The sequence below is a fragment of the Spirulina sp. 06S082 genome (assembly GCF_034932145.1).
Lineage (GTDB): Bacteria > Cyanobacteriota > Cyanobacteriia > Cyanobacteriales > Spirulinaceae > CCY15215.
This window is the reverse complement of sequence record NZ_JAYGHV010000476.1, coordinates 1-2025: the sequence shown is the minus strand read 5'-3', so window position 1 is coordinate 2025 and position 2025 is coordinate 1. Positions and strand designations below refer to the sequence as shown.

Genomic DNA, 2025 nt, shown 5'->3' with positions numbered 1-2025 from the left:
GAGCAAAACCGCTATGCGTACAGGGTTGTTTAATTAGATACAGTAATTGTCCTGTTAAAAGTGCAATACAAAAGCACCCTAATTAAACAATTCCAAGGCGGTAGCGAAACTAATATAAAGCCGTCCTATAAGGACGGGGTTTCTACCCAATTTTTCTGATGACATTTGATGCAATTACAGATGGTGGCGATCCCCAAGTGGGCAATCTCGCTACTCCTTTGAATTCTTCCGGTTTTTCAAAAGCCTTTATTAATAGCCTTCCGGCTTACCGTCAGGGACTATCCGCTAATCGTCGGGGCTTGGAAGTCGGTATGGCTCACGGTTATTTTCTGTACGGACCCTTTGCCTTGCTTGGACCCCTGCGGAATACCGAACTCGCAACCCTTGCGGGAGTCATGGCCGCCGTTGGCATGGTGATGATCCTCACTGTTGCCCTCTCTCTCTATGGTGGGATTGAATCGGGTGCACCCATCGCAACTGTAACCACTCCCAATCCTCCTAAAGACTTAAGTACGAAAGAAGGATGGAGCGATTTCGCCAGTGGCTTCTTACTCGGTGGCTGTGGTGGTGCGCTTTTTGCCTATGTTCTCTGCTTAACTCCCCATCTTGCCCCCTTACAGGATGTTGTCGGTAAAATCTGGTCTGTAGGCTAGTTCCCACATCTCACTTTGAGGCAAAATATTCTTTTGTTCTCATTAATTAATTGTTTCACTTGTTGTGAAAGCAATCAGTGAAAAACCAATAATTTACCTTACTTTAGACAAGGAGAATCTGAAATGGTTACAGGTAGTTACGCGGCTTCATTCTTGCCCATTATTCTCGTTCCTCTGATGCCTGTCCTTGCTGCAGTGATGATGGGACTTTTCTTCATGCACGTTGAAAGCGATGCTTAGATTCGGTAACAGCGATCGGCGATCGAATCACTGATTACTGATAACTGTAAATCACCTATTTTGCCTAATCCACCAAGATTCGATTTTGAGGATTAGGCAAAATTGTATCTTCTTTATTAATACCGCTCATGCCGCTAAAGTATTTGCAGTATTTTATAAAATCGGTACGAGCAACATTCTGTTAAATTAAAAATCATTGAGTATTTTCTCTAACAAACCCAAAGAGGAGTTTCAAGAATGCTGGCACACATCCTAGCAATAGCAGTCGGTTTGGGTAGCTTTGCCCTTTATATGGCAGCTTTCTTCTATCCCGAAGTCTATCGCCGCAACGACTTCATCTGGAGTGGTGTAGGACTCTTTTATGCTTTAGTTTTGTGGATTTGTGCCGGACGCATCACGGGAGGGGTTTTATTGGGTCAAATGGCGGGAGTAACGCTTTTAATGGGTTTGGGGTGGCAACTCCTCGAATTGCGCCGGGAGAAAACCCCTAGCGGACAGCAAACGGAAGTTTCCCCGCAAGTTCGAGACAAGTTAAGCACTTGGTTTACACCCCTCAGCCAAATATTGAACCAATTGAGAACAACTTCTTCCCCTGTTAAAGCTGTCAAAGTTGAAGATGTGGGAGAAGCCGTCCTAGAAACACCACCTTCCGAACCTCCGGCAAATTTGGACTCGGAACCCATGAAAACCTCTTCTGAGATCAAATCTGCTGTGGTGGAAACCTCCTCAAAACCGCCAAAAATGAATTCCCCGAACCCTGTTGCGGAATTTTCAGGAGAACAAGAGATCGGACAAAAGCCGGCACAAAAAGAGGTCGTTCAACCCAAACCATCTATGGAAAGCCCTAGCACAATTGATGATTTTTGGGAAGACGAAACACCAATACTGGAGGATAAATCGGAAGTTCCCGAACCGGCGATCGTGACTAATTTGGAGGACTTAACCAACCTCGATCGCCCAGTGGATAATTGAGAAGAAGAAATGACGCAATCCTTTGAAAATATGGTTTCGGAAGCAAATTTAACGGCATAAATCGGTAAAAATTTCAAGATGAAAAAGTGCGATCGCGCTTTTTTGTACAAATTATGAAAATTAAGATTATCAGTAAAAATGGACTTAAGCGCAGTATTAT

3 protein-coding genes are annotated in these 2025 nt (G+C 44.0%); all 3 read left to right on the top strand.

The window, feature by feature from the left end; translation table 11 throughout:
• The first annotated feature begins 158 nt into the window (after nt 1–158).
• Nucleotides 159–653 (top strand): photosystem I reaction center subunit XI, encoded by a 495-nt coding sequence (locus tag VB714_RS27140; protein ID WP_323228450.1) that lies wholly within the window; start codon nt 159–161, stop codon nt 651–653.
• 123 nt (nt 654–776) lie between these two features.
• Entirely contained in the window at nt 777–893 is a 117-nt protein-coding gene (locus VB714_RS27135; RefSeq protein WP_204104772.1) for a photosystem I reaction center subunit VIII, read from the top strand.
• 237 nt (nt 894–1130) lie between these two features.
• Nucleotides 1131–1865 carry a Ycf66 family protein gene (locus VB714_RS27130; RefSeq protein ID WP_323228449.1) on the top strand — a complete coding sequence of 245 codons (735 nt, stop codon included), beginning with the start codon at nt 1131–1133 and terminating at the stop codon, nt 1863–1865.
• Nucleotides 1866–2025: the final 160 nt, after the last annotated feature.

Bases quoted from the DNA above. Each gene is read 5' to 3' on its own strand.
- VB714_RS27130 (WP_323228449.1), top strand. From the start codon at position 1,131: ATGCTGGCACACATCCTAGCAATAGCAGTCGGTTTGGGTAGCTTTGCC.
- VB714_RS27140 (WP_323228450.1), top strand. From the start codon at position 159: ATGACATTTGATGCAATTACAGATGGTGGCGATCCCCAAGTGGGCAAT.
- VB714_RS27135 (WP_204104772.1), top strand. From the start codon at position 777: ATGGTTACAGGTAGTTACGCGGCTTCATTCTTGCCCATTATTCTCGTT.